The sequence below is a fragment of the Brucella pseudogrignonensis genome, from assembly GCF_031454375.1.
GTDB lineage: Bacteria > Pseudomonadota > Alphaproteobacteria > Rhizobiales > Rhizobiaceae > Brucella > Brucella pseudogrignonensis_A.
The window spans coordinates 203,836-228,075 of sequence record NZ_JAVDQT010000002.1; the positions used below are offsets into that span (position 1 = coordinate 203,836).

Here is a 24,240-nt window from a genome sequence, read left to right on the forward strand (position 1 = left end):
TGCCCTGCGCTGATTGATCGGCGCAGGGCATTTTTCGAATTGTTGGTCGCTTATGACAATGTGCCAGCAAGAGCCTTCTGAATGAGTGCGCGGGTTTCATCGATGCCATAAAGAGCAACGAATGAACCAAAGCGTGGGCCGCGTTCCTGACCGATCAGCACTTCATAGAGCATCTGGAAGAAAGAAACAGAAACGCCGGGGCCGCCTTCAGGGCTCTTCTTGGTGTGATCCTGATAACGCTCGATTGCACGGGCAACGTCCAGAATGGCATTCTGAATGTCAGTGCCATCAGTACCGGCAGGCAGCGTCGCAAGCTTCGCATCAAGGCCTTCAAGTGCTGCGCGTTCCACATCGTCAGGCGTACGGAATTGCTTGGTTGGCTTGACGAAATCGTTGAAGTAACGGATCGCATAGCCAACGAGCGCGTCGAGTTCCGGATTGTTTTCCGGCGTAACACCCGGCACATGGCGCGAGATGAAGCCCCAGAGAACGCTTGGGTTTTCTGCATTCGATGCGCTCACCAGATTGAGCATCAGCGCGAATGTAACCGGCAGTTCAACCTTTGGCGGATTGCCGTAATGGATGTGCCAGACTGGGTTGTTCAGACGGTCTTTCCACTCCTGACGGTTATAAGCCGAGAGATAGGTGAAATATTCGTCCACGGCCTTCGGGATCACGTCGAAATAGAGCTTCTTCGCGGTCTTTGGCTTCTGGAAGTTATAGAGTGCAAGGCTTTCGGTCGGCGCATAGGCCAGCCATTCGTCAATCGCGATGCCGTTGCCCTTCGATTTCGAAATCTTCTGGCCGATCTGGTCGAGGAAGAGTTCGTAGACAAAATGCTCTGGCGCGCGACCACCAAGGATTTCACAGATGCGGTCGTAAATGCCCGCATTGGTCTGGTGATCCTTGCCGAACATTTCAAAATCGACGCCGAGTGCTGCCCAGCGCATACCGAAATCCGGCTTCCACTGAAGCTTCACATTGCCGCCGGTAACGGAAAGCGTGGTTTCAACGCCATCTTCATCATCAAAAGTGATGGTGCCAGCCTTGGCATCGACGCTCTTCATCGGCACGTAGAGCACGCGGCCAGACTTCGGCGAGATCGGCAGGAATGGGCTGTAGGTCGCCTGGCGCTCTTCACCGAGTGTAGGCAGCATCACCTTCATGATGTCGTCATAGCGCTCGACAGCTTTCAGCAGCACCGCATCAAACTTGCCGGACTTGTAGTACTCGGTCGCACTTGCGAACTCGTAATCGAACCCAAAGGTGTCAAGGAAGCGGCAGAGCATTGCGTTGTTATGCTCGGCAAAGCTCTTGTACTCGCCGCCAAATGGGTTTGGCACGGCGGAAAGTGGCAATTGCAGATATGGCTCAAGGGCTGCCTTGTCCGGAACATTGTCTGGGATCTTACGCATCCCGTCGAGATCGTCCGAGAAGCAGATCAGGCGCGTCTTGACCTTGTCTTCCGTCAGAATGCGAAAAGCGTGGCGCACCATCGACGTGCGTGCGACTTCGCCGAACGTACCGATATGCGGCAGGCCTGAAGGGCCGTAGCCAGTCTCGAAAATCACTGTTTCAGGCATACCGGACTTGGCGTAGCGCTTAAGGATTTTCTTTGCCTCTTCAAAAGGCCACGATTTCGCTTCCGCAGCCGCCGCGGTCAGTTCCGGGGTCAGCGTAATTTCGGGAAGACGGTGCGAAGTCATGATTTTATCCTGATGTCCTGTGAAGGGCTTTGTTTGATGAAATTTTTTGCACGGTAATGTACCATTGCTCTATGGCGCGGCGGAGCTTGCACGTCAATCTTTGCCACAGTGATTACGTCCGAATTTCCTTGCGTAAGCCTTACATGCTCCCTAATTTTCTTCAAAATTAGCCGAAACTATGATTCCGGTTGAACGATGCAGGAGCATTCGATGAAAAACATTTCACCTCAGGACGCACTCGTTTACATCATGGTGACGACTTCCGCCGCAGATACAACCATGACCGATGCAGAGCTGGCGTCGATCAGCAATGTGGTATCCCGTCTGCCAGTTTTTCAGGGTTTTGATGCTGCGAGATTGCCAAAGCTTGCCAGTGACTGTCTGGAAATGCTTTCTTATGATGATGGCTTGGAGCGTATTCTCGATCTCGCACATGATGTCTTGCCGGAAAAGCTCTACGACACGGCCTACGCGCTGGCTGTCGAAGTGGCGGCGGCTGACCTTCATGTCGAGCAGGAAGAACTTGAGTTTTTGCAGATGTTGCGTGACCGCTGGGCACTGGATGAGTTGACTGTGGCAGCAATTGAACGCAGTGCGCGCGTTCGCTTCCGCAAGCTTTGAATTAAAAGAGTGATATTGAAAACGGGCGGGTTAAATCCCGCCCGCGGCATAAGTTATTTTGTCTTAGTAAACGGCAGGAACGCGCCGTGCCTTGCGCCATTCAAGCGCTGTCCGCATGAGATGGGCAGCTTCGGCAAATGTTGCGCTGTCTTTCCAGCGCTCTGCATGAATAAGGTTTGACGGAACAATATCCCTCAAGGCTTCGAGCGTATGACGCGGGACAATATCAGTACAACTCCATAGTCGACGGAAAACCACGCTGATGCGAGTGATCTTTCCATTGATTGCGACGACTGGCTCCGCTGTTTCCAAATTCCAGTCTTCGTAGGCATCGATTGCGTTCTGAAATGCGTGATGCAAATAGATCGGTGCATGACCGTCATGAAGTGGGGGCAGCAAACTAGACATTTCTGTTTCCTCTCTTCCAATATGATTAGCTTCAGGCACTTACGGAAACTACAATACAAGACTCCGCAAATGCGGTTAAAAGAGCCGTAAAAGCTCGCCATGTATGTGCCGTATCGAACATCTCCTCACGAAATACGACAACACATAATTAACCATGATCTATGCAAGAGTGGGTGTTTGGCAAGGAGAAAATTTCTTTAATTACGCCGGAAGGAGAAAATCAGTTCCGTTGCGTTTAGAAGTCATCCGCATGCATTTTATGTAATATGCGGTGAATGATCGGCGCAAACATAATGCTGAAGCCTGCCAAGAAAAAAATATTGGCGTAAAGCCCATATATTCCAGCGAACATTCTGCCTGCTGTGCTTGCAGGAACGCTGATTAAACCAAAACCACTGAGAATGAAGGTTGAATGCAGTATTGCATCTTCAAGTCCAAGACCTTCAAAAATAATAAATCCAATCGCACCGAATGCCACTGAGATGAGCATGACGACAATCACATAAAAAGCATGTTTCATCATCCGTTCAATGAAACGGCTTTGGCTCAGCGGTGGAGTGGTACGCTTCTCGTACATTATATTACATCTTTCATGCCAAAAGCTACGACTGTTTTTGCTTTTGATTTATTTTCAAGATGTAAGCAAGTTCTCTTAATCAGTCTAATACTGTTCCGCCCAAATCTTTTATGTTCTGCAAGACGTCACTCGTCATTGGCGTGTGCTCTTCGCATGCCGTTGGAGTCGCAAGTTTCATCATTGCCGGCTGAACATAGTCGGTAATGTAAGCATCCATAGTCAGGTTCATATGACTCGCTACGGCTTGCGCCGTTCCGCCGATCAGTGCCGCATCGCCTTTTGTGACACCGTTAATCTCGCAGTTCGAAGCAACGAGATTGGCCAAAGCAAGCTTGTGCAGAGATTCTTCACCTGAAAATTCAGCAATTGCCGATGGTGGCGGTGTCTGAATTGTTGATGCAACCTGCGAATAGACTGGCGAAGTGATCAAGAGCATTGCGCCAAAAGCGAAGCTGATTATCCGTTGTATGTTCCTATCTATAACAATCATGGAAAATCACTTTCTTTGAGCATCGCTGGGTAGTCTATTGCATGGCGGAAATTGCCAGTGCGGATGTGTAGGTCTTTTTGCAAAGTCTATGTAGTAAGGCAATGTCTGTTCGCCGTTTTCATAGCAGGCGACTTTGATGGCGTTGTGAAAAGGGATGCTTTTCAAGCGAAATTGTTTCATGTTTTATAATGGTTGAGACACGCATCATTTTAAGCAGCCTCAAATTGTACTGAAAATGAAGAGATCGTCATCGGTGGTGGACAAAGACACAGTTTTGGGTGGCATCGTTTCGGTCGGACTGCATGGTGCCGTGCTAGCGCTGCTGTTGATTACCTTTCCGGTGTCAACGCATTCTGTCCAGCCGGAAGATGTGAAGGTCGAACTCGTTCCGCCAGCACCCTCGGCACAGGCTGAGAAACAGCCGGATAAGTCGGATGATGCTGCCAATGCCGCATCTGAACAAAAGGCTTTTGAGACCGCTGCAAACGAAGAGAAAGAAAACACCAAGATTGAACCTGCCAAGCCTTCCGACCAAGAGGGCGAAGATGCGCCTCAACCGACGCAAGGTGAAACCGAACCTAATCAGAATAAATCATCTGCTACTGATCCAATTCTCAGCGCTGAAAAATCGTCTGTGAGTGTAGCTAGTTTGGCGAAGCAAGAAGTGCAGATGACGAAGGCTAAGAAAATTTATTCAAAGGACGCGCTGTCAAATCCACATGTCAAACAGGCTTTGGGAAAGCTTTCGCCCACGGATCGGGTCATTCAAATTTGCGGAATAGAGGCATTGGAGCAGATCCGGCATCACCGGCCTGATATTATTCCTGATATGATGGCACGCACGGGTGGGGCGCTGACAGAGACGAGTTTGAAGATGTCCGACGGTGCCTTCAGAAGTCATGCAAAATGGTACAACCTCGATTTCAATTGCGAAGTTAACCCAAAAGACATGGCGGTTTCGTCGTTTCAATATGCGATTGGTGACCCTATCCCTAAAGCCGATTGGTCGCGCAGAGAGCTGCCGGTAGATTAGCCTTGCGAAAAGAGAAACAAGTTTCGATATTTATTGCCACTGTGACAGGATTTACCCTGCAATTCCGCTAGCGCCGTTGTAGACAAAGGAAACGGAATTTCGGAGGCAGTAATATGGCTCGGTTTGTTGCTTCACGCAGGGCATTTCTGATTGGTTCGACATCGCTTGCGGCTTTGCCGCTGTTGCCTCACTGGGCGCGGGCTGAAGATGCGCCGCAAAAAGGCGGGCGACTGGTCGTGGCCGCAGATTCCGAGCCACGCAATCTCAATCCGGCCATTGTCGCTTCCAACGGCGTTTTCTTCGTGGCGAGCAAGGTGATCGAGCCTTTGGCTGAAGCCTCATTTGATGGTGAAAACGGTCTGGAGCCACGTCTTGCAACCAGTTGGGAAGGTTCTGATGATGGTCTGACCGCAACCTTCCGCCTGCGTGAGGGCGTCAAATGGCATGACGGTAAGCCCTTCACAGCCGCAGACGTTGCGTTTTCGGCGTTACAGGTCTGGAAACCGCTGCAGAATCTCGGCCGCGTTGTATTTAAGGCCTTGGAGAGAGTCGAAACGCCGGATGAGCATACGGCAGTTTTCCACTTCAGCGAACCAACACCGTTTCAGCTTATTCGCAATGCGCTGCCGGCGCTGACCGCAGTGCTGCCGAAGCATGTGTTTGAGGGCACGGATATTGCCGCCAATCCTGCCAATGAGAAGCTGATTGGCACTGGCCCATTCAAATATGCCGAGCACAAGACCGGTGAATATTATCGTCTTGCGAAAAATGAAGATTATTGGGGCGAGGGCGAGCCTTATCTTGATGAAATCATCTATCGCGTGCTGCCTGATCGTGCTGCTGCAGCAGGTGCGCTGGAAGCCGAGGAAATTGACCTTGCTGCGTTTTCTGCCGTGCCTCTGGCCGATCTCGACCGCATTTCAAAAGTGCCGGGGATCGGTGTTATTTCTAAAGGCTATGAGGCGCTGACCTATCAGCTGGTCGTCGAAATCAATCATCGCCGTAAGGAACTCTCAGACCTTAAAGTGCGTCAGGCAATCGCTCATGCGATTGATCGCGATTTCGTCGTGAAGACGATTTTTCTGGGCTATGCCAAGCCTTCAACCGGGCCGGTTCCGCAATATGACAGCCAGTTTTATACGGGCGATGTTGCCGCTTATCCTTTCGATGTAGCGAAGGCCAATGCGCTGCTGGATGAGGCGGGTTACAAGCGCGGCCAGGACGGTACGCGCTTTGCACTGAAGCTGCTGCCAGCCCCATATTTCAACGAAACCAAGCAGTTTGGTGATTATCTGCGGCAGGCATTGGCGGAAATCGGCATTGATGCGCGTATCGTCAACAATGATTCAGCCGCACATCAGAAGGCAGTCTATACTGATCACGATTTTGATCTCGCCATTGCACCGACCGTCTATCGCGGCGATCCCGCAATTTCGACGACTATTCTGGTCGAGAGCGGGATTGCAGCAGGCGTGCCGTTCTCCAATCAGGGTGGTTATGCCAACGCGGAATTGGACGCGGTGATTGCCAAGGCTGCACATGAAATTGACGAGCAAAAGCGCACAGCACTTTATCACCAATTCCAGCAACTGGTCGAAGCTGATCTGCCGCTCATCAATGTGGCGGAATGGGGCTTTATCACGGTTGCCAATGACCGCGTTAAAAATGTCTCCAACAATCCGCGGTGGGCAGTTTCCAACTGGGCAGATGTGTTTATTGTACAGTGACGAAATATTGTGACGAAGCATTGCTTTGATTGTACGTTCACGACGTGGCGCAGATTCTAACCCTTTTCAGGAAACGATTGTTCAGCAGCATGGTTGTGCTGCTGATTGTTATTATTGGCTGTTTTTTGATGTTGGAATTGGCCCCCGGTGATGCTGTTGATGCCTATGCGGTAAGCTTCGGCGGTGATGCGAATGCCATTGCTGAAATGCGCGCGCGCTGGGGGCTGGATCAATCCGCTTGGCACAGGTTGACTGCCTATCTGGTCGCCCTTTTGCAGGGCAATCTTGGCTGGTCGGTCAGTTTCAACCGCCCCATTCTCGCTGTCATTCTCGAACGCTTTCCCAATACGCTTTTGCTGATGGGCGCTGCGACGGCGCTGTCATTCGCGGTCGGGTCGGCTCTGGGGATTGTCGCAGGTGCAAAACCCGGAAGCTTTCGCGATCGTTTCCTGTCGGTTGCCTCGCTTGTACTCTATGCCATTCCCGGTTTTTGGCTGGCACTTGTGCTGGTCATCCTGTTTTCAATCCGATTACGCTGGCTGCCTTCAAGCGGCATTGAGACGATTGCTTCCGGCAAGGAAGGTCTGGCGCGTGGGTTTGATATAGCGCGTCATCTCCTGCTGCCTGTCGTTTCACTGGCGCTGATTTATTTAGCCCTTTATCTACGTGTCATGCGCGCTTCGATGGCCGACATCTGGCGTATGGATTTCGTCCGCGCACTGAAAGCGCGAGGCATATCACGCCCGCGCATTGTGCTGCGTCATGTGGCGCGTAACGCGCTCTCACCGCTAGTCACCATGCTTGGCCTTCAAGCCGCTTCCATGCTGGGTGGCAGCGTGGTGATTGAAAGCGTCTTTGCAGTTCCCGGCCTTGGAAGGCTCGCACAGGAGGCGGTTGCCAGCCGCGATACGCCTTTGTTACTGGGCGTCATTTTGACGAGTGCCATCATGGTGATCGCCGTCAATTTTATCGTCGATCTTCTCTATCTCTGGCTTGATCCGCGCATATCTGCGGGAAAGGTCCGGCCATGAGTGGGATGAGACGTTACTTCGGATCTGGCGAGGGCGTTGCAGGCGCGATTATTCTGCTCGTGCTTATCGCAGCAGCGCTTTTTGCGCCGCTGCTCTTTCCCGGCGATCCGCTGCGTATTGTTGCAACGCCGATGCTTGCGCCATTCGACAATGCATCCTTTCCACTCGGAACAGACAGGCTGGGTCGCGATGTGCTGGCAGAGCTTTTCCATGCGAGCCGTACATCGCTGGTCGTAGGGCTGGCCGCAGCGGCTGCATCTATTTTCATTGGCAGCATTATCGGTACACTGTCAGGTTTCGCCGGCGGTCTGGTCGATGAAGTGCTGATGCGCATCACGGAAGCTTTTCAGACTGTGCCGGGCTTTTTGCTGGCGCTGGCACTGGTCAGCATAGCCGGGCCTTCGCTACCGGTCTTGGTCGCGGCGATAGCGCTTTCAAGCTGGACACAGGCTGCACGCCTTACGCGCGGGCAGGTGCTTTCGATCCGTGAGCGTGATTATGTGGCGTCAGCCCGCGTTATCGGTATGAACCCGCTTGAAATTGCTTTCAGGCAAATCCTGCCCAATGCCTTGCCGCCGGTGCTGGCCCTTGTGCCGGTGATTGTCGCCTCTGCAATTCTGATTGAAGCAGCACTGTCATTTCTGGGGCTTGGTGATCCCAATCGCGTGACATGGGGCGGGATGATTGCCGAAGGTCGCACGGTTTTACGCTCTGCACCGTGGTTGTCCATTTTGCCGGGGCTTGCGCTGGCGTTGACGGTTGTTGGTGTCTATCTCGCGGGTGAAGGTATCACGCAGGCTGCATCGCGGCGCGAGGTGCAGGCATGAGCGTGGTCGCCCATATTGAAAATCTCGGCGTGCGCTATGGCAGCGATACAGCGCTCAACAATCTTGACCTCGATATAAATACCGGTGAAACGCTTGCCATTATCGGTGAAAGCGGTTCCGGAAAAAGCACATTGGCGTTGGCCCTTGCCGGCCTGCTGGCAGCCAATGCTCGCGTTTCAGGCGCGATCCAATGGCCGAATGGAAAACCAAAGCCGGGCCGCGATGTGGGCTTTGTATTTCAGGATCCAGCTTCAAGTTTCGATCCATTGATGCGCGTTGGTGCGCAACTGGTTGAGACAATCCGTGCCCATGAAAAGATTGATCGTGATGCGGCAAAAGATAAGGCGCTCAAGCTGTTAGCGCGCGTTCAGATAACGGAGCCTAGTTCAAGTTTTTCGCGCTACCCGCATCAGTTTTCCGGCGGGCAGAAACAGCGTATCGCCATTGCACTTGCCATCGCAGCAAACCCCACTCTGTTGATTGCAGACGAGCCAACCAGTGCGCTCGATACCATTGTGCAACGCGAAATCGTGGCACTGCTGCGCGCCTTGGTTCAGGCTGACGGCATGACGCTGATCTTCATCACACATGATATTGCGCTGGCTTCCGATCTGGCCGATCGTATTGCCGTGTTCCGTCATGGTGAACTGGTGGAGAGCGGTCCGGCGCGTGCGATCATCGCAAACCCAAAGTGCGATTATACAAAAGCGCTGATTGCAGCCGTTCCCGTGCTGGAGCCTCAACATGGATAGAACTTTGTTGCAGGCGACTGATCTGACCGTGCGCTATGGCGAGAAGCTGGCGCTGGATCATGTAAATCTTGAGATTGCAGCAGGTGAAACGCTGGCGCTGGTCGGACCTTCCGGCAGCGGTAAATCCACATTGGCGCGCGCACTTCTAAGGCTGCATCCGCTTGAATTCGGTTCGATACAGTTTGAGAATGAGGATTGGCTTACGCTCAAAGGCGGTGAATTAAGAAAGCGCCGCGCGCGGATGCAGATGGTGTTTCAAGATCCACTTTCGGCATTCAATCCCCGCGCAACGGTGCATGATCTGCTCAACGAACCGCTGCGTATTCATGGGATAAGACGCGATATTTCTGAGCTTTTGCAAAAGGTTGGCCTTGATCCCGAGTTGAGCAAACGCGGAGTTCATGAGATTTCCGGTGGTCAGCGTCAGCGTGTGGCAATTGCACGGGCCTTTGCAACAAGACCGGCGCTTATTGTGCTGGATGAAGCGGTGTCGGCGCTTGATGTGACGGTGCGTGGCTCAATTCTAAAACTGTTGCAGGAGATACAGAAGGCCGAAGGCACAGCCTATCTCTTCATCACACATGATCTGGCCGTTGCAGCACAAATAGCTGATCGGATTGCTGTGATGGAGCGCGGGCGAATTGTTGAATGTCGCCCTGCGCGGGAGTTGATCGCGGCACCGCAAGCGCTTGTTACAAAGGCGCTGATCGATGCGGTGCCGAAAATACTGGCTTAGGCTTTACCCAGCTCAATCGAACGCTTGCGTGCCGCATCGACAGCTTCGGCAACCAAATTTTTGAGGCGATCTTCACCCATTAGAACTTCGAGTGCGGCGGCTGTGGTGCCGTTCGGGCTTGTAACCTGCTCGCGCAGTTTGGTTGGGCTGTCGCTGCTGGAAGCAGCCAGTGCACCCGCACCCATGACCGTTTGCATGGCAAGAAGCGCCGCCGTTTCGCGCGGCAAGCCAGCAGTCACACCAGCATCGGTTAGCGCTTCAATGAAGTGGAACACATAAGCCGGGCCGGAACCGGAAACGGCAGTTACTGCATCCATCTGTGCTTCGTCAGTAATGCTTGCGACTTTGCCGGATGTCTTGAGCAGACTTTTCACGAAAGCTGCATCGTCGTCACTGACATTGGCGTTTTTGTAGGTAACAAGCATTCCCTTGCCAATGGCAGCAGGCGTGTTCGGCATGCAGCGCATGATCTTTGCATCGCTACCCAAATTCTGCTCAAAAAATGAAACGGGAATACCTGCAGCAACGCTGACAAAAGTCGTGTTTGGTGCAAAGCGCTTATACGCTGGCAGAACGGCACCCATGACTTGCGGCTTGACGGCAACCAGCACCATACGTGGGTTAAGGTCGTCGGGCAGCGAATCCGCACTTGAACAGGCATTGACGCCAGCAAGAGCCGCACGACTCTGAAGGCTTTCTGACGGCTCAACCACATACACATTCTCCGATTGCAGAATACCGCTGTCGAGCCAGCCCTTGAGCATGGCAAAGCCCATGTTGCCGCAACCGACGAGAATGACTGTATCTTGCATGAGAAAGTTCCACCTTCATGAATCGAGTGTTTAAGCACTATCGTTTGTTGGGTCCGATATAGCCCTCCATAAACACAAACCGCAAGGCGCGAAGGCAAAAACTCTGGAGAAGAGACGCGCTTTAATGTTTCAAACTTGAAATCAATTCTTTGTTGAACGGATGCTGTTTTATGGATAGGTCTCTATCTGAAAAATAATTACGTCTGACAAAATCCGTTGTAAAACATTGCTTTAAAAGGTGAGCAAATGCTTGGAAAAGCTTTCCAAATCGTGCGTGTGGCTGCAATGGCAGCTGGTGTTTTGACCGCAGGTGCAGCAGTTGCTGAAACACCAAATAGTCCTGAATGGGCAGTAAAAGAAATCAGCACGCTCTCTGATGCCGACCTTGTTATTTCGTCACCTGCAGGCAAAGCATTTATGGATAAGCTGGCTCCTGATCACGACAAAGCCTGCGGCAAGCCGGATGAAAATCGACCTGATTTCGACGAATATTGTTCATGGGCTTTCAATAATGAAGAAAGTGATTTCGATATTCTTATTGGAATTAAAGATAACAAAATTGTTAGTCTTGTAGCGTCGACAGTGCCTGATAATAGCGATGTTTGGGTGTGTGAAAAGACGCATCAGGATATTCCTGAAAGCGATTTGCAGACCTGTAATATCCGCTCTGCGGATGAAAAGAGCCGTGCGAACTGGTCAGAAAGCTGGTCCGGTTTCCTTGGTTCGATTAACTAAGTCGACTGTTTGTCGATATCGGGTTGTGAACGACGCTGACGCAAGTTGGCGTCGTATTTTTATACTTAGTTGTTTATTGAAATATAAGGTTTTTAAAACAGAATAGCCAATAGTCGAACTAAGAGGGAAACAATGGACCCGTTGCTAACAACCGGCGTGCCGCCCGCGGAAGCTTTCACGCATGTCCGCATTATCATCGGGATCATACTTGGCCTTAGCGTTTCGCGCCTTTTGACGGGGCTTGCGCGCTTTATCCAGCATCCGGGCAAACAGAATATCTATCCGGTGCATATTGCATGGGTCGCTTTTATTCTTCTGTCGGTTATCCATTTCTGGTGGTTTGAATTTAGTCTCCGCACGATCCATCTTTGGACCTTTGAAATCTACTTTTTCGTAATTTTCTATGCGGGGCTTTATTTCCTGCTTTGCACACTGTTGTTCCCCGACAGTATGGGAGAATATACCGGCTATCGGGACTATTTTATCTCGCGGCGAAAATGGTTCTTCGGCATTTTGGCACTACTCTATGTAGCTGATGTTGTTGATACTCTGCTTAAAGGCATGGACCATTACTATCTCTATGGCTTTGAATATCCCGTTCGTATTGCATTGTTGATAGCGGCTAGTCTCGTGGCCATGTTCACTGATAACCGGCGGTATCACGCGGTGTTTGTGTCGGTCGCACTGCTCTATGAAATAGCCTTCACACTCCGGCATTTTGCGACTTTATCCTGAAACTTGCCGCTTAGAGATTGTCATCTTCACTGATGACGCTTATTGGCATGTTTTTAGAACGAAGGCGGTGTATCCCAAGGCATCGTCTGTTTAGATCGGAGCATTCAATATGGCCCAATTGATCGATGGCAAGAAGCTCGCCGAGGACGTCGTTTCCACGGTGAAGCGTGAGACTGAAAAGCTCGTGGCTGCGACCGGCGTTGTCCCCGGCATCGCGGTAGTGATTGTCGGTGAAGATCCGGCCAGCCAGGTTTATGTTGCCTCTAAAGGCAAGAAAGCCAAGGAATGCGGCTTCGTTTCTGTTCAGCACGATTTGACTGAGGATGCTTCCGAGCAGGAACTCCTCGATCTGATCGACAGCCTGAACAATGATCCGGCTATTCACGGTATTCTGGTGCAGCTGCCGCTGCCAAAGCATATTGATTCAGGTCGCGTGATCCAGACGATTGCACCGGAAAAAGACGTTGATGGCTTCCATTTCATCAATGTCGGTAAGCTTGGCACCGGCGAAGTCGACACTGCTTTCGTCCCATGCACGCCGGCAGGCGCGATGATCATGATCGAGCGCGTTCACGGTCGTGATCTGTCGGGTCTGAATGCCGTTGTGATTGGCCGTTCCAATATCGTCGGCAAGCCGATGTTCAATCTTCTGCTCGCAGCCAATGCAACAGTTACTGTTGCGCACAGCCGCACCAAAGACCTGCCAGCGATTGCGCGCACGGCGGATATTCTGGTGGCAGCTGTTGGTCGTCCCCAGATGGTCAAGGCTGATTGGGTCAAGCCGGGTGCGACAGTGATCGACGTCGGTATCAATCGCATTCCTGCGCCTGAAAAGGGTGAAGGCAAGACGCGTCTGGTTGGCGATGTGGATTTTCCAGATGCAGAAAAAGTGGCAGGTGCCATTACGCCGGTTCCGGGTGGCGTGGGTCCGATGACCATAGCGATGCTGATGGCAAACACTTTAACGGCTGCTTGCCGCAGTGTTGGCTTCGAAAAGCCGGTATTTTGAAAATAAAAGAAAGGCCGCATGTATCATGCGGCCTTTCAATTAGAAGCGTGTCTTTATCTTAAAACACCGATGCGCCTTCGTCAGCCCGTCCGGCGATGTTGCGGAAGGCGCGGAAAAGTTCGCGCCCCATGCCATGTTCATTGGCTGAAAGATCGGGGCAGCGCTCAATACGCTCATCCAGAAGCGCGTTGTTTATGAGTACGCCTAATGTCCCATTTACCGCATCAAGCCGGATAATATCGCCATTGCGGATTTTTCCGATTGCGCCACCGTCCAGTGCTTCTGGCGTCACATGGATAGCAGACGGCACTTTGCCTGACGCACCGGAAAGACGGCCATCGGTAACAAGGGCCACGCGCTGTCCGCGATCCTGTAAGATGCCAAGCACTGTCATCAGCTTATGCAGTTCGGGCATACCGTTTGCTTTCGGCCCCTGATAGCGGACCACGGCGATAAAGTCGCCAGTCAGATCACCAGCCTTAAAAGCCGCCTGCAATTCAGCCTGATCGTTGAAGACTTTGGCTGGAGCTTCAATGACATGACGTTCCGGCTTCACGGCAGAAACCTTGATGATCGCATTGCCGATATTGCCAGTCAGAACTTTGATGCCGCCGGTTGGCTGGAAAGGCGAGTCGATCTTGGCTAGGACTTTATCGTCACCGCTCTTTTCAGGAACGGGTTCACGAATAACCGTGCCATTTTCGCCGAGCTTCGGCTCAATCGCATATGGGCGCAGACCTTCGCCCCAAACGGTGCGAACATCTTCGTGCAGAATCCCGCCATCGAGCAATTCACGGATCAGAAAACCCATGCCGCCAGCTGCATGAAAATGGTTCACATCTGCCAAACCGTTTGGATAGACGCGCGCCAGAAGCGGCACGACATCAGATATTTCGGAGATATCTTTCCATGTGAGCTTTATGCCCGCAGCTGCTGCCATCGCGATGAGATGGATAGTGTGATTGGTCGAACCGCCGGTGGCGTTTAAGCCGATGATACCATTGACGAAAGACCGTTCGTCAAGCATCTCGCCAACTGGTGTATATTCATTGCCGCAAGCCGTGATCGCCAGCGCGCGTTTAGCGGCTTCGCGGGTGAGGGCATCGCGCAATGGCGTGCCGGGATTGACGAAGGATGAACCCGGCAAATGCAGGCCCATGATCTCCATCAACATCTGATTGGAGTTGGCTGTGCCATAGAAAGTGCAGGTGCCGGGGCCGTGATAGGATTTTGACTCTGATTCCAGTAGTTCCGCGCGGCCAACCTTGCCTTCGGCATAAAGCTGGCGGGTCTTTGCCTTCTCATCATTAGGCAGGCCGCTCGTCATTGGACCAGCAGGGATGAAGATGGCAGGTAGATGGCCGAAAGTCAGCGCGCCGACGATTAGCCCCGGTACGATTTTGTCGCAAACGCCGAGATAGACGGCAGCATCGAACATGTCATGCGACAGGCCGACAGCGGTTGCCATGGCAATCACTTCACGCGAAAACAGCGAGAGTTCCATGCCCGCAAAACCCTGCGTGACACCATCGCACATGGCAGGCACGCCGCCCGCAACCTGCGCCACGCCGCCTGCTTCGCGAGCAGCTACGCGGATTAGTTCGGGATAGGTTTCAAACGGCTGATGCGCCGAAAGCATATCATTATAAGCGGTGATGATACCTAAGTTTGGAACGACATCGGCGGTCAGCGCGGCCTTGTCATTCGGGCCACAGGCTGCAAAGCCATGCGCGAGATTGGCGCATCCAAGCACCGAGCGATGCGGCTTGCGAGAAGCTGCTTCGCGAACACGTCCGAGATAAGCTTCGCGGGTGGGTTTCGAGCGCTCAACAATACGCTCAGTGATGGCCTTGATGCGGGTATGCGCAGTTTGCGTCGTCATGGGTATCACCTGTGAAATAACTTCAGGCTTGCCTGTGGCTCAGTTTAATGCCGACAGTCCCAAACGCAAACTGCGTCTTTATTGAGACTGTTAGCTCGTCCAGTAGAGTTGTATCGGTTTACGCGCGTGACGGAACACGGCACGAACCGGCATTTCTTTTTCGTCGTCGCTGGAGAGTGCTTTCTCAAGCGTTGCCTGTTTGGCAGCACCTTCGATATGCAGAACCAGCATGTCCGCTTCCACCAGCAGCGGCAGAGTTAGTGTCAGACGCTTTTCACCTGCGCCTTCTGCATGAATGGGCAGAACCACCGCTTTGGTCTTTGGATCGATTGCTTGATCAAGACGATCAGCATTCGGGAAGAATGAAGCCGTATGGCCATCATTACCCATGCCAAGCACAACCACGTCAAACGGACGATGCAGCGCGTCGATGCGGCTGGCCGCTGCAAGCGCTGCCGTTTCAGCCGTTGCGGCAGGATTATAAAGGCCAACAAATTTTGCAACGCCTGCATGGTCACGCAGGAGATGATCGCGCACCAGCTTCTCATTTGAGCGTTCATTGGTTGGCGCGACGAAGCGTTCATCGACGAGTGTTATCGTGACGAGCGTCCAGTCAATCATCTTGCGCGACAGGATATCGAACAGCTTGAGCGGCGTTGTGCCACCGGAAACAGCGATTGTCGCGTGCCCCCGCTCAGCGATAGCGGCTGAGAGCTTGTCCGCAATTGCTTCAGAAAGCGACTGCGCCAGTTCTGTTCCGCTTGTAAAATCGTGCCGTTCGATGCTCATGCCGTACCTTTCAAGTCCATACGTCCAGAACGAGCACGCTCTCATCGGATATTCGCGCGCGTTCTTTCTTTTTTGGCACAAAGACTGATCCGGAAATGTCTGTCAACGTCTCCGGTCTCAGCATTCTCAGCTTTCGTGCCAGGTCCGACCGTCGCGCTCGATAAGAGCGATCGATGAAGATGGACCCCAAGTGCCTGACGTATAGCCCTGAACCTGCTGGTTGTTGACATCCCAACCCTTGAGGATTGGATCAACCCAGCGCCATGCTGCTTCTACTTCGTCGCGGCGCATGAACAGCGTCTGATTGCCGCGCACCACGTCCATAATCAGGCGTTCATAGGCATCCGGGTTACGTTCGTTGAACGACTCGGCGAAGCTCATGTCGAGTGGAACGTGACGCAGACGCATGCCGCCCGGACCCGGATCCTTGATCATCAGCCACTGTTTTACGCCTTCGTCAGGCTGCAAGCGGATGACAAGCTGGTTGGCCACCACCTTGCCGGCATTTTCACCGAAGATCGAATGCGGGATTGGCTTGAAGGTGACGACGATTTCCGAAACGCGCGATGCAAGACGCTTGCCTGTACGCATGTAAAACGGAACACCAGCCCAGCGCCAATTGTCGATTTCAGCTTTCAGCGCAACGAAAGTTTCGGTGTTGCTGTCGTCGCTGCCGAGATCTTCAAGGTAGCCCTTAACCGGACCGCCTGCGGATGCACCAGCGCGGTACTGACCGCGAACTGTCACGTCTTCAACATTTGCGTTTGTGATTGGCTTCAGTGAGCGCAGCACCTTAACCTTTTCGTCATGCACAGCATCAGCTTCGAGCGACGAAGGGGGTTCCATGGCAACGAGGCAGAGAAGCTGGAGAATATGGTTCTGCACCATATCGCGCAGTGCGCCAGCAGTGTTGTAATAACCCGCGCGGCCTTCAAGACCGACCGATTCCGCGACGGTGATCTGAACATGATCGATATGTGCAGAATTCCAGAGCGGCTCATAAAGCGCATTGGCAAAGCGCAGAGCCATCAGGTTCTGAACGGTTTCTTTTCCGAGATAATGGTCGATACGGAAAATCTGGTCTTCCCGGAAAACGCTGCCGATTGTGTCGTTGAGCTCATTGGCGGATTCGAGATCGCGGCCAATTGGCTTTTCAACGATAATGCGCGTGTCGCGGGTAATCAGACCGTGCGACTTGAGGCGGCTTGCAATATCGCCAAACAGCGTTGGGCTGACGGCGAGATAGAAAGCGCGAATCTTTTCAGGCTTTTTACCAATGGCGTCTTTCAGAGCGGCCCAGCCGTCTTCTGACTTTGCATCGACTGCAACATAGGAAAGACGAGCGATAAAAGTCTCGACTTCCTTTGCGTCAATTTCGGCGGGCTTTACATGTTCGTTGATCGCATCACGCGCAAACTTGCGATATTCTTCATCGGTCATCGCACTGCGCGATGCGCCAATAATGCGCGTTGGCTCACTGAGCTGACCCGCACGCTGACGCTGATACAGCGCAGGAATCAGTTTGCGTTCGGCAAGATCGCCGGAGCCACCAAAGACGATGCAATCGAAGGGCTCTACCGGTATTATCTGGCTGGTCATATATCGCTCTCTTCCAATTCTGACGCAAATCACTCTGCTCATAGCAGATTGCGATTTTCGCGCATCCTCTGTCTATAATCTAATCGATTTAAATTCAATACTCCACTGTAACATTCTCGCGAATGTTGCCAATTACAGCTGTCTTTGCCGTTTAGTTAACTGCATATGCACTGATGGCATGTTCAACATAGAGCCATATTTATGCTTGAACACATCTGTGTAGAGCGAAGTTTACTGATTTGACGGGCGGATCATATCGCGCATCCGCAAAAGGAGAATGACATGAAGAGGCTGCAAGACAAGGTTGCGATTATCACAGGCGCTGGATCAGGTTTCGGCTCCGCTATAGCGCGCCGCTTTGCAGCTGAGGGTGCAAAAGTTGTGTTGGCTGATGTGAATGTGAAGCGCCTTGAAAATGAACTCGCGGATATTGGCGAGAATGCAATTTCTGTTCAAGCAGATGTGTCTCGCAAGGATGACATGGAGCGGCTGGCGCGTGCTGCGTTCGATAAATTCGGTCGTATCGACATCATGGTCAATAATGCCGGTTTCACACATCGCAACATGCCGCTGACCGACGTGGATGAGCATAATTTCGATCTCATCAATGCGGTCAACATGAAGGCGATTTATTATTCCACTCTGCTGGTTGCGCCGATCATGGAGCATCAGGGCAGCGGTGTGATTATCAATACTGCATCAGCTATGGCCAATCGCCCGCGCAAGGGGCTGACATGGTTTGCCGCCTCCAAAGGCTGGGTTGTGAGTGCGACGAAGGCGATGGCACTGGAGCTGGCTGATAAGAATATCCGCGTCAATTGCATCTGTCCTGCAGAAAGCGACAGCGAAGCGTTGGGTATGTTCCTGGCAGAAGATACCCCGCAGGCGCGCAAAAACCTGAAGGCCACAATTCCACTTGGCCGTTTTTCTAAGCCGGAAGATGTGGCGGAAGCCGCACTTTTCCTCGCTTCCGACGCGTCTTCAATGGTGACGGGAACCGCGCTCAGCGTGGATGGTGGCTATTCTATTTAATAACCCGCTTCGCTCAGGAAGTCATTGAATATGGCTTCCAGTTTTTCATGGAGTGCCGCCGCCATCTGGCTTCCGGTTTCAGTTTTGAAGCCGGAGGCTAGTTTGAAAAGCTTGGTGCGGAAGTGATCCAACGCATAGCTTTTATCATCCAATGGGCGGTTTTCGGCCATTGGATCGTTGCTGTCATAAAGTGCGCTGCCCATTCGGCCTGCAATATAAAAGCAGCGCGCGGCACCAATCACGCCAATTGCATCCAGCCGGTCTGCATCCTGCAATATCTTTGCCTCAAGCGTGCGCGTCTCGATGTTGGCTGAAAAGCTATGTGCTTCGATAGCATGAGCGGTGGCGGCAATACGTTCCTCATTCCATCCAAGCTCGCGCAGGAGATTGGACGCTTTCTCTGCAGCAAGTCCTGATGCGCGATGTCGATCCGGCGAATTCTTTTCAACGCTGATGCAATCATGGAGCAGGGCGGCGGCGAAGAGTATTTCTGCGTCGCCGCCTTCCGACTTTTGAATTGCAGCAGCATTTTTCCATACGCGGGCAATGTGGGACAGATCATGCGAGCCGTCGGCTTTTGCCTCTAGCGCGTGCGGCAGAAGCTGTTCTGCCAGTGCGTCGAAGGGCGCGAATGGTTGGAATGTCATGTCAGGCTTTCAAAAAGGACTCAATTGCTGGGTGTACCTATTCTGGCCATACGTCAGTTCTGTGAAGCCCTGCGCAAAACCATCCAGTTATAAAGCGCGCCAATTGCCATCAAGAGACAGGTGCCGATAAATACCCACGGCATACCCATGCGTCCGCCGACAAAGCCACCGGCGACCGGCCCTGCAACCTGCCCGACATATTGCGCAGAAACAGAAAGGCCAAGCACGCTGCCTGCAACGCGGTCGGGCACATTGTGCCGGATGACACTGCTGATGCAGGGCAGCAAGCCGCCGAGCGCCAAGCCCATCAGGAAGCGTAAACCTATCAGCTGCCAGGCTTGGGTTACGAAAGCCTGCGGGATTAGCAGCAATGCCGCAATTGCCAAAGCGCCAGTGATAACGCGGGTATGGCCGATGCGATCTGCCAGACGGCCAAGACGCGAGGCCGACAGGATGCTGCCGAGCGCTGCTGCAGCCATGACTACCCCAGAGATTATCGTCACCTTTGCCTGATCGTCGACCAATTGCATCACATAAACGGTTATGATCGGCTCAATCGACATATTGGCGAACATTAGCAACATACCGGTCGCAAGCATCGCAATGACGGGTCTGTGGTCGGGAACCGCTGCCCAAATAGACTGCTTCTTTTCTTCCTTGTTTCGCTTAGGCGGTTTGCGATCTTCGCGGATCAGAAATGTTGTTGCAAGGAAGGTCAGGAAGATCACGCTGCCCGCCAGCCAGAATGTTGCGCGGATACCGATCAGCGGTGGAAGAGCGCCACCCAGCAGAGGGCCAGCCAGATTGCCCGCCATGATGCCAGCAGACAAGGCACCCAGCGCCCAGCCGGTCTTGTCTTTGGGTGTTTGAGTCGCGACAAGGATCATCGAGCCCGACGAATAGCCGCCAGCAATGCCGACGAACAGGCGCAGTGCCACCAGCTGCCAAATATCTGTGACCATGCCCATCAGTGACATGGCAATCGCCATGCCAAGACTGGCGCGGATCAGCATAAGTTTGCGGCCATAAAGATCGCCGAGCTTGCCCCAGAATGGAGCGACAATAGCGGCTGCGAGAAAGGTTGCACCATAGGCAATGCCAGACCATTGCACGATAGCAGCTTCATCGGCCACACCCAGTTGCGCCACATAAAGCGGCAGGAACGGCAGAAGCAGCGACATGGCAATAAGCGTGGTGAACGAACCGATGAGGCAGATAAGAAGGTTCTGCTTCCAGTAGCGTTCATGGGTTTCATCTGCTTCGATCTTGGCCTTGCCGCCGCTTGTGGCGTGCTGGGTGCTCATGCTGTGTTCCGTATTTTATGCGTGATTGCATTGTATTCCATTTTGGGATACCAAAACGGAGTACACACATGCGCCTGTCGTAACGGCTTGTCAATTGGCCGCTTGCCAGAATTGTTGAGGGTCCAATGTCACAGATGCGTCAAGTCGAAGAGCAGCTTCGCGATATGATCCTCGGCCTTGAGCTGGGGCCGGGCGAGCGATTGACTGAACGTGCGATTGAAGCGCAGTTCAACGCATCGCGCACGCCGATCCGTGCCGCACTTTTGCGCCTTGAGGCGGAAGGGCTTGTCGGGCGTGAAGGGCGCGGATGGACTGTTTCACCGATCAATCTCGCGGAGATTGAACAGATCGGCGTTTATCGCGAGGCGTTAGAGATTGCCGCCCTCAACGTTACTTGTGCGCTGGATGATCGAAGCAGTGTCGAGGCAATTGCTGAAATGCTGAACAGTTGCGATGCCACAAGTACGCGCGAGGAATGGCATCGTGTGGGCATGGACTTTCACATCGAACTCGCACGACTTTCGGGCAATGAATTTCTGAGCCGTGGTGTTCGAGATGCCATGCAGCGGCTGTCACGGGCGCGTTGGCTTGAAGTGCGCGATGCGGACGCGCTTGCGCGGGCATGGCAACAGCATCACGCAATTCTGAATGCCGTGCGGGAAGGCGATGCGTCGCAAGCGATAGCTCTGATGACAGCGCATCTGGGAGGAAGCCGGTCGCGTCTGATCGATAATCTGCGCGAGGACCGGCGCGGTTTGAAAGCACGTGGCTTTGCGGTGGTTAGTGGTTAAAGCATTTCCAGCAAAAGTGCGAAGCAATTTTGCGTGGGATAATGCGTAAAAACAAGTAATTGTCACCATTCAGGCAGCTTATGACCATCGCGGTCAAAGCGGGAAGGTCGTCCTTCTTTGATGCCCACATCGCGCAACAAATATTCCGGCGAATTTTCGCTGATGACGTAAAGGGTTCGTTTCGCCTTAAACAAGCGTGCAATCCACGCCCGCAGACTAAAAGGCGCTATTTTTTCGGGGCAAGCAGCAGCAATCGCTGATGAGCTGATCTCAACATCACGCATGGTCGGTCTCGATTTTTCTAAGTTTAGGGCCGAGTGGGAAGCTCGGCTGTCGATTAAATTCTGCCTATGCTTATGACGGAAAAACGCGTTGTTTTCCAATTGAACGTCAATTATGATACATAAGGAGAACTTATGTATTATGTCGCAAGCCTTGCCGCCGCTCTCAGCCATTCGTGTTTTTGAATCCGCTTCCCGTCATGCGAGTTTTACGCGTGCAGCAGAAGAACTTGGAATGACGCAGGCTGCCGTTAGCTATCAGATAAAATTGCTGGAAGAACGCGTTGGCGCGCCGCTGTTTTTGCGCAAACCACGCCAGGTGGAATTGACCGAGTTGGGCAAGCGTCTTGCCCCTGCCATCAATGATGCATTTGAAGCTATGCGGGCGGCATTTGCCTCTGCGCGTGAAGATACGCAAGGCGTGTTGACGATCAGCGCTGTGGTGACGTTTGCAGCCAACTGGCTCGTGCAGCGGTTGGGATCATTTCAGATGCAGCATCCAGCGCTGGCCGTGCGACTGGATACATCAAATGACATAATCGATTTCGCGACGTCAAATGTCGATATGGCCATACGCAGCGGGCGAGGTGAATGGCCCGGTATGATCTCGCATGAGCTCATTAAAGCGCAGTTCTCGCCGATGCTCAGTCCCAAGCTGATAGAGTCGGTCGGAGGTATTAAAGAACCCGCTGACCTGTTGCGCCTTCGTGCTGTTGATCCCACCGATCCATGGTGGAAAATCTGGTACAAGGCCGCTGGAATTGAAGACCCCAAAATACAGGGAAATGCATTTAGCCGTTATGGTGCGCAGCATCTTGAAGGACGCGCAGCCGCTGCTGGGCAGGGCGTTGGCATCCTGACGCCTGCCTTTCATGCGGCTGAATTAGCCTCCGGGCAGCTGATACAGCCGTTTGACCTTCTTTGTGATGATGGACAGGCCTATTGGCTGGTCTATCCTAAAGCACGTAAAAACATGCCCAAGATCCGTGCTTTTCGCGAATGGATTTTGAGCGAGCTGGCATTGTCAAATTAGCCCATCAGATAGCGGAAAAAGCCAGCCGAGCAGATGCCGATGATGACGGTTGGCAGCATCGAAAAGCGTGTAGCCGCCAAAATTGTAATTGCAAGCGCTAAGAGATCGGCTGGCTTGTCTGATACGAAATCAGGAGCGATAACCGAAATTAGCACGCAGCCCGGCGCTGCCTCCATGACGGCTGTGGCGCGCTTGCTGAGCGTCCGGTTGCGCAAGAGAATATATCCGCCGATGCGGGTGAGATAGGTGACACCTGCCATCAGAACGATGGCTGCAACTGCTAAAGGATCAATCATTGTCGTCACCTGCAAGAACATAGGCTGCAATCAGGCCGGAAACTGCACCGGCTGCGACATACCACGCGCCGGGAATAGTCAGATAGGTTGTTGCTGCCACAACAAGGCTAACCAGCCATGGACGGGCTGCGGCCACGCCTTTCCACATGCCTGCAAGCAGTACGAGGAAGACAGCTGGAAATGCCATATCGAAGCCATAGGGACGCAAATCGCCCATCATCGGACCAAAGGCAGCGCCCAGCGTGGTGAAAAATACCCACGCGACGTAAAACGGAATCGCAACACCGGCATAGAATTTCAGGCTGAGGGCAGGGTTAATACCCTTGGCTTTACGGCGTCTGGCGTCAGCAATGCCAATGGCCCAGCTTTCATCGCACATGAGAAACAGCGTTGCAAAAGCCTTGCGCTTAGGCAGATGGCGGATGAAAGGAGCAAGTGCTGCGCCCATCAGCAGATGGCGACTGTTGACCAGAAATGTAATCGCAGCAATCAGCAGAATATGTGGCGGGGACGTCCAGAGCTGGATTGCTGCAAATTCCGAACCGCCCGCAAAGTTGAGGCCGGTCATCAATGGGACTTCAACGATGCTCAAGCCTTTCTGTGTGGCGAGCGCACCCAAAACCACCGCATAGGGGATGATGCCGAGCAGAACCGGAAAACCCGCAACAGCACCCCGGCGAAATTCCGAGTTGCGTGCGGTCTTGCTTTTCTGCGGTGCGTAGTCCTGCGAAATATCCATATAAATTCCGTTGGCGGGCCTCTAGGCTGCCCCTCATGCATTGCGTGATCTGCTTGATCGATGGGCAATGTAGCCAATCTTTCACGCAATCGGGTTGCAAAGATCGCTTTCTTGCATCAATATTTGGCACAAAATGCCAATAATATTTGCAGAAATGGAACTGAGAGCCAATGAAGCTGGATGACATCGATAGACGGATTCTTCGCGTGCTTCAGCGCAATGGTCGCATTGCTAACAATGATTTGGCGCGCGAGGTGGGACTGTCGCCGTCACCATGCTTGCGTCGAGTCCGGCTTTTAGAAGAGGCTGGCGTGATTGATCGCTATGTGGCGGTGCTTAATCCAGCCAAGATCGGCAAAGGGCTGACTTTCTTTGTGCGTATTCGTCTCGACCAGCAGGACGAAGAAACGCTGCAAACATTTGCCAAAGCGATTTTGAAACTGCCGCAGGTGGTTGAATGCTATTTCATGCTTGGCGATTTCGATGCGATGATCCGCGTTGTGGCTGCGGATATTGAGGATTATCGCCGGTTTCAGTCAGAGCATTTGAGCCGCATTAAGGGCGTGCAAAGCCTTAAGACGGACGTTCCAAGCCAGACGGTGAAGCAGGTTTCCGAAATACCCGTATGAATCAAACGGCCCGGAATAA

At 52.8% G+C, this 24,240-nt stretch carries 27 protein-coding genes; 14 read left to right on the top strand and 13 right to left on the bottom strand.

What is annotated here, in order from left to right; translation table 11 throughout:
* Window positions 1-50: 50 nt before the first annotated feature.
* The gene (locus J2782_RS08820) at window positions 51-1,706 is read right to left on the bottom strand and encodes a lysine--tRNA ligase (RefSeq protein ID WP_310011538.1); all 1,656 of its coding nucleotides are present in this window, start codon (window positions 1,704-1,706) and stop codon (window positions 51-53) included.
* Window positions 1,707-1,916: 210 nt separating this feature from the next.
* Between J2782_RS08820 and J2782_RS08825 the strand changes: the two genes are divergently transcribed.
* The gene (locus J2782_RS08825; protein WP_310011540.1) at window positions 1,917-2,327 is read left to right on the top strand and encodes a tellurite resistance TerB family protein; all 411 of its coding nucleotides are present in this window, start codon (window positions 1,917-1,919) and stop codon (window positions 2,325-2,327) included.
* Window positions 2,328-2,390: 63 nt separating this feature from the next.
* On the opposite strand, the gene J2782_RS08830 is transcribed toward J2782_RS08825, so the two are convergent.
* The 3 genes from J2782_RS08830 to J2782_RS08840 all read right to left on the bottom strand — a co-directional run bounded on the left by J2782_RS08830 (window position 2,391) and on the right by J2782_RS08840 (window position 3,742).
* Window positions 2,391-2,735 carry a BRA0787 family protein gene (locus tag J2782_RS08830; protein ID WP_250042107.1) on the bottom strand — a complete coding sequence of 115 codons (345 nt, stop codon included), beginning with the start codon at window positions 2,733-2,735 and terminating at the stop codon, window positions 2,391-2,393.
* A gap of 235 nt (window positions 2,736-2,970) precedes the next feature.
* Window positions 2,971-3,312 carry a hypothetical protein gene (locus J2782_RS08835; protein ID WP_310011544.1) on the bottom strand — a complete coding sequence of 114 codons (342 nt, stop codon included), beginning with the start codon at window positions 3,310-3,312 and terminating at the stop codon, window positions 2,971-2,973.
* A gap of 79 nt (window positions 3,313-3,391) precedes the next feature.
* The gene (locus tag J2782_RS08840) at window positions 3,392-3,742 is read right to left on the bottom strand and encodes a hypothetical protein (protein ID WP_310011546.1); all 351 of its coding nucleotides are present in this window, start codon (window positions 3,740-3,742) and stop codon (window positions 3,392-3,394) included.
* 295 nt (window positions 3,743-4,037) lie between these two features.
* Between J2782_RS08840 and J2782_RS08845 the strand changes: the two genes are divergently transcribed.
* The 6 genes from J2782_RS08845 (at window position 4,038) to J2782_RS08870 (ending at window position 9,908) form a co-directional block, all read left to right on the top strand.
* Complete coding sequence (locus J2782_RS08845; RefSeq protein WP_310011548.1) at window positions 4,038-4,835, top strand: DUF930 domain-containing protein; 798 nt, start codon at window positions 4,038-4,040, stop codon at window positions 4,833-4,835.
* A 113-nt stretch (window positions 4,836-4,948) separates the two neighbouring features.
* Window positions 4,949-6,562, top strand: a complete 1,614-nt coding sequence (locus J2782_RS08850) for an ABC transporter substrate-binding protein (protein ID WP_310011550.1) — start codon at window positions 4,949-4,951, stop codon at window positions 6,560-6,562.
* 29 nt (window positions 6,563-6,591) lie between these two features.
* A complete protein-coding gene (locus J2782_RS08855) occupies window positions 6,592-7,593 on the top strand; it encodes an ABC transporter permease (RefSeq protein ID WP_310011553.1) in 1,002 nt (333 codons plus the stop codon).
* Window positions 7,590-8,420, top strand: coding sequence for an ABC transporter permease (locus J2782_RS08860; protein WP_310011556.1), 831 nt, complete (start codon window positions 7,590-7,592; stop codon window positions 8,418-8,420). The genes J2782_RS08855 and J2782_RS08860 overlap by 4 nt, the downstream gene beginning before the upstream one ends.
* Window positions 8,417-9,172, top strand: a complete 756-nt coding sequence (locus J2782_RS08865; protein WP_310011559.1) for an ABC transporter ATP-binding protein — start codon at window positions 8,417-8,419, stop codon at window positions 9,170-9,172. The genes J2782_RS08860 and J2782_RS08865 overlap by 4 nt, the downstream gene beginning before the upstream one ends.
* Window positions 9,165-9,908: an ABC transporter ATP-binding protein gene (locus J2782_RS08870; RefSeq protein WP_310011563.1), complete on the top strand. Its 744-nt coding sequence runs from the start codon at window positions 9,165-9,167 to the stop codon at window positions 9,906-9,908. Before J2782_RS08865 ends, J2782_RS08870 begins: the two co-directional genes overlap by 8 nt.
* On the opposite strand, the gene proC is transcribed toward J2782_RS08870, so the two are convergent.
* Window positions 9,905-10,720 (bottom strand): pyrroline-5-carboxylate reductase, encoded by an 816-nt coding sequence (gene proC, locus J2782_RS08875; RefSeq protein ID WP_310011565.1) that lies wholly within the window; start codon window positions 10,718-10,720, stop codon window positions 9,905-9,907. The genes J2782_RS08870 and proC overlap by 4 nt on opposite strands.
* Window positions 10,721-10,966: 246 nt before the next feature.
* Between proC and J2782_RS08880 the strand changes: the two genes are divergently transcribed.
* The 3 genes from J2782_RS08880 to folD all read left to right on the top strand — a co-directional run bounded on the left by J2782_RS08880 (window position 10,967) and on the right by folD (window position 13,199).
* Entirely contained in the window at window positions 10,967-11,455 is a 489-nt protein-coding gene (locus tag J2782_RS08880; protein WP_310011568.1) for a hypothetical protein, read from the top strand.
* A gap of 132 nt (window positions 11,456-11,587) precedes the next feature.
* On the top strand, window positions 11,588-12,190 hold the full coding sequence (locus J2782_RS08885) for a hypothetical protein (protein ID WP_250042084.1): 603 nt from the start codon (window positions 11,588-11,590) through the stop codon (window positions 12,188-12,190).
* A gap of 109 nt (window positions 12,191-12,299) precedes the next feature.
* Window positions 12,300-13,199, top strand: coding sequence for a bifunctional methylenetetrahydrofolate dehydrogenase/methenyltetrahydrofolate cyclohydrolase FolD (gene folD / locus J2782_RS08890; RefSeq protein ID WP_250042082.1), 900 nt, complete (start codon window positions 12,300-12,302; stop codon window positions 13,197-13,199).
* A 58-nt stretch (window positions 13,200-13,257) separates the two neighbouring features.
* Here the strand turns inward: folD and edd are convergent, their stop codons facing one another.
* The 3 genes from edd to zwf form a co-directional block, all read right to left on the bottom strand.
* Window positions 13,258-15,081 (bottom strand): phosphogluconate dehydratase, encoded by a 1,824-nt coding sequence (edd, locus tag J2782_RS08895; RefSeq protein ID WP_310011573.1) that lies wholly within the window; start codon window positions 15,079-15,081, stop codon window positions 13,258-13,260.
* A gap of 90 nt (window positions 15,082-15,171) precedes the next feature.
* The gene (pgl, locus tag J2782_RS08900) at window positions 15,172-15,870 is read right to left on the bottom strand and encodes a 6-phosphogluconolactonase (protein ID WP_250042078.1); all 699 of its coding nucleotides are present in this window, start codon (window positions 15,868-15,870) and stop codon (window positions 15,172-15,174) included.
* Window positions 15,871-15,996: 126 nt separating this feature from the next.
* The gene (zwf, locus tag J2782_RS08905) at window positions 15,997-17,469 is read right to left on the bottom strand and encodes a glucose-6-phosphate dehydrogenase (protein WP_310011575.1); all 1,473 of its coding nucleotides are present in this window, start codon (window positions 17,467-17,469) and stop codon (window positions 15,997-15,999) included.
* A 282-nt stretch (window positions 17,470-17,751) separates the two neighbouring features.
* On the opposite strand from zwf, the gene J2782_RS08910 reads away from it, so the two are divergent.
* Entirely contained in the window at window positions 17,752-18,501 is a 750-nt protein-coding gene (locus J2782_RS08910; protein ID WP_310011577.1) for an SDR family oxidoreductase, read from the top strand.
* Here the strand turns inward: J2782_RS08910 and J2782_RS08915 are convergent.
* Together J2782_RS08915 and J2782_RS08920 are read right to left on the bottom strand one after the other, a co-directional pair.
* The gene (locus J2782_RS08915) at window positions 18,498-19,148 is read right to left on the bottom strand and encodes an HD domain-containing protein (RefSeq protein WP_310011580.1); all 651 of its coding nucleotides are present in this window, start codon (window positions 19,146-19,148) and stop codon (window positions 18,498-18,500) included. The two genes, J2782_RS08910 and J2782_RS08915, sit on opposite strands and share 4 nt — an antisense overlap.
* 53 nt (window positions 19,149-19,201) lie before the next feature.
* Window positions 19,202-20,452: a multidrug efflux MFS transporter gene (locus tag J2782_RS08920; RefSeq protein WP_310011582.1), complete on the bottom strand. Its 1,251-nt coding sequence runs from the start codon at window positions 20,450-20,452 to the stop codon at window positions 19,202-19,204.
* Between the two features lie 125 nt (window positions 20,453-20,577).
* Between J2782_RS08920 and J2782_RS08925 the strand changes: the two genes are divergently transcribed.
* Window positions 20,578-21,243, top strand: a complete 666-nt coding sequence (locus J2782_RS08925) for a GntR family transcriptional regulator (RefSeq protein ID WP_310011584.1) — start codon at window positions 20,578-20,580, stop codon at window positions 21,241-21,243.
* Window positions 21,244-21,305: 62 nt separating this feature from the next.
* Here J2782_RS08925 and J2782_RS08930 read toward each other — a convergent pair whose 3' ends face one another.
* Window positions 21,306-21,698 (bottom strand): hypothetical protein, encoded by a 393-nt coding sequence (locus tag J2782_RS08930; RefSeq protein WP_310011587.1) that lies wholly within the window; start codon window positions 21,696-21,698, stop codon window positions 21,306-21,308.
* Here J2782_RS08930 and J2782_RS08935 point away from each other — a divergent pair.
* Complete coding sequence (locus J2782_RS08935) at window positions 21,667-22,557, top strand: LysR substrate-binding domain-containing protein (RefSeq protein WP_310011590.1); 891 nt, start codon at window positions 21,667-21,669, stop codon at window positions 22,555-22,557. The genes J2782_RS08930 and J2782_RS08935 overlap by 32 nt on opposite strands.
* Here J2782_RS08935 and J2782_RS08940 read toward each other — a convergent pair.
* Entirely contained in the window at window positions 22,554-22,853 is a 300-nt protein-coding gene (locus tag J2782_RS08940; protein WP_250042056.1) for an AzlD family protein, read from the bottom strand. The two genes, J2782_RS08935 and J2782_RS08940, sit on opposite strands and share 4 nt — an antisense overlap.
* Window positions 22,846-23,592: an AzlC family ABC transporter permease gene (locus J2782_RS08945; protein ID WP_310011593.1), complete on the bottom strand. Its 747-nt coding sequence runs from the start codon at window positions 23,590-23,592 to the stop codon at window positions 22,846-22,848. Before J2782_RS08945 ends, J2782_RS08940 begins: the two co-directional genes overlap by 8 nt.
* 170 nt (window positions 23,593-23,762) lie before the next feature.
* Between J2782_RS08945 and J2782_RS08950 the strand changes: the two genes are divergently transcribed.
* Window positions 23,763-24,221, top strand: a complete 459-nt coding sequence (locus J2782_RS08950; protein ID WP_094508151.1) for an Lrp/AsnC family transcriptional regulator — start codon at window positions 23,763-23,765, stop codon at window positions 24,219-24,221.
* The last annotated feature ends 19 nt before the right edge of the window (window positions 24,222-24,240 follow it).

What these genes read in the sequence shown, in the direction of transcription:
- J2782_RS08820 (WP_310011538.1), bottom strand. Translation starts at nt 1,706, where the DNA reads ATGACTTCGCACCGTCTTCCCGAAATTACGCTGACCCCGGAACTGACC.
- J2782_RS08825 (WP_310011540.1), top strand. Translation starts at nt 1,917, where the DNA reads ATGAAAAACATTTCACCTCAGGACGCACTCGTTTACATCATGGTGACG.
- J2782_RS08830 (WP_250042107.1), bottom strand. Translation starts at nt 2,735, where the DNA reads ATGTCTAGTTTGCTGCCCCCACTTCATGACGGTCATGCACCGATCTAT.
- J2782_RS08835 (WP_310011544.1), bottom strand. Translation starts at nt 3,312, where the DNA reads ATGTACGAGAAGCGTACCACTCCACCGCTGAGCCAAAGCCGTTTCATT.
- J2782_RS08845 (WP_310011548.1), top strand. Translation starts at nt 4,038, where the DNA reads ATGAAGAGATCGTCATCGGTGGTGGACAAAGACACAGTTTTGGGTGGC.
- J2782_RS08850 (WP_310011550.1), top strand. Translation starts at nt 4,949, where the DNA reads ATGGCTCGGTTTGTTGCTTCACGCAGGGCATTTCTGATTGGTTCGACA.
- J2782_RS08860 (WP_310011556.1), top strand. Translation starts at nt 7,590, where the DNA reads ATGAGTGGGATGAGACGTTACTTCGGATCTGGCGAGGGCGTTGCAGGC.
- J2782_RS08865 (WP_310011559.1), top strand. Translation starts at nt 8,417, where the DNA reads ATGAGCGTGGTCGCCCATATTGAAAATCTCGGCGTGCGCTATGGCAGC.
- J2782_RS08870 (WP_310011563.1), top strand. Translation starts at nt 9,165, where the DNA reads ATGGATAGAACTTTGTTGCAGGCGACTGATCTGACCGTGCGCTATGGC.
- proC (WP_310011565.1), bottom strand. Translation starts at nt 10,720, where the DNA reads ATGCAAGATACAGTCATTCTCGTCGGTTGCGGCAACATGGGCTTTGCC.
- J2782_RS08880 (WP_310011568.1), top strand. Translation starts at nt 10,967, where the DNA reads ATGCTTGGAAAAGCTTTCCAAATCGTGCGTGTGGCTGCAATGGCAGCT.
- J2782_RS08885 (WP_250042084.1), top strand. Translation starts at nt 11,588, where the DNA reads ATGGACCCGTTGCTAACAACCGGCGTGCCGCCCGCGGAAGCTTTCACG.
- folD (WP_250042082.1), top strand. Translation starts at nt 12,300, where the DNA reads ATGGCCCAATTGATCGATGGCAAGAAGCTCGCCGAGGACGTCGTTTCC.
- edd (WP_310011573.1), bottom strand. Translation starts at nt 15,081, where the DNA reads ATGACGACGCAAACTGCGCATACCCGCATCAAGGCCATCACTGAGCGT.
- pgl (WP_250042078.1), bottom strand. Translation starts at nt 15,870, where the DNA reads ATGAGCATCGAACGGCACGATTTTACAAGCGGAACAGAACTGGCGCAG.
- zwf (WP_310011575.1), bottom strand. Translation starts at nt 17,469, where the DNA reads ATGACCAGCCAGATAATACCGGTAGAGCCCTTCGATTGCATCGTCTTT.
- J2782_RS08910 (WP_310011577.1), top strand. Translation starts at nt 17,752, where the DNA reads ATGAAGAGGCTGCAAGACAAGGTTGCGATTATCACAGGCGCTGGATCA.
- J2782_RS08915 (WP_310011580.1), bottom strand. Translation starts at nt 19,148, where the DNA reads ATGACATTCCAACCATTCGCGCCCTTCGACGCACTGGCAGAACAGCTT.
- J2782_RS08920 (WP_310011582.1), bottom strand. Translation starts at nt 20,452, where the DNA reads ATGAGCACCCAGCACGCCACAAGCGGCGGCAAGGCCAAGATCGAAGCA.
- J2782_RS08925 (WP_310011584.1), top strand. Translation starts at nt 20,578, where the DNA reads ATGTCACAGATGCGTCAAGTCGAAGAGCAGCTTCGCGATATGATCCTC.
- J2782_RS08935 (WP_310011590.1), top strand. Translation starts at nt 21,667, where the DNA reads ATGTCGCAAGCCTTGCCGCCGCTCTCAGCCATTCGTGTTTTTGAATCC.
- J2782_RS08930 (WP_310011587.1), bottom strand. Translation starts at nt 21,698, where the DNA reads ATGGCTGAGAGCGGCGGCAAGGCTTGCGACATAATACATAAGTTCTCC.
- J2782_RS08940 (WP_250042056.1), bottom strand. Translation starts at nt 22,853, where the DNA reads ATGATTGATCCTTTAGCAGTTGCAGCCATCGTTCTGATGGCAGGTGTC.
- J2782_RS08945 (WP_310011593.1), bottom strand. Translation starts at nt 23,592, where the DNA reads ATGGATATTTCGCAGGACTACGCACCGCAGAAAAGCAAGACCGCACGC.
- J2782_RS08950 (WP_094508151.1), top strand. Translation starts at nt 23,763, where the DNA reads ATGAAGCTGGATGACATCGATAGACGGATTCTTCGCGTGCTTCAGCGC.